Origin of the sequence: Aeromicrobium phragmitis (assembly GCF_003674095.1) — a bacterium.
In the GTDB taxonomy this organism is placed as follows: Bacteria; Actinomycetota; Actinomycetes; order Propionibacteriales; family Nocardioidaceae; genus Aeromicrobium; species Aeromicrobium phragmitis.
Genome location: NZ_RDBF01000224.1, coordinates 1 through 336, shown reverse-complemented (window position 1 = coordinate 336; position 336 = coordinate 1). Strand labels below are relative to the sequence as shown.

Annotated in this window: 1 protein-coding gene; it reads right to left on the bottom strand. The window is 65.8% G+C overall.

Annotated features, from left to right (window positions below; genetic code table 11):
• The coding region (locus tag D9V41_RS17080; RefSeq protein ID WP_243697331.1) for a methylmalonyl-CoA mutase family protein at positions 1–336 on the bottom strand (336 nt) is incomplete at both ends.

Genomic DNA, 336 nt, shown 5'->3' with positions numbered 1-336 from the left:
GTCCCAGACAGCTGCTCGGGCTTCACGCCCTGCTCCTCAGCCGCCACGATGTAGAGCGCCATGACCGGCAGCACCGAGCCGTTCATCGTCATCGAGACGCTCATCTGGTCCAGTGGGATGCCCTCGAAGAGCTTGCGCGTGTCGTAGATCGAGTCGATCGCGACGCCGGCCATGCCGACGTCGCCGACCACACGCGGGTTGTCCGAGTCGTATCCGCGGTGCGTCGCGAGGTCGAACGCGACGGAGAGACCCTTCTGCCCGGCCGCGAGATTACGCCGATAGAACGCGTTCGACTCCTCGGCGGTGGAGAACCCGGCGTACTGACGGATGGTCCAC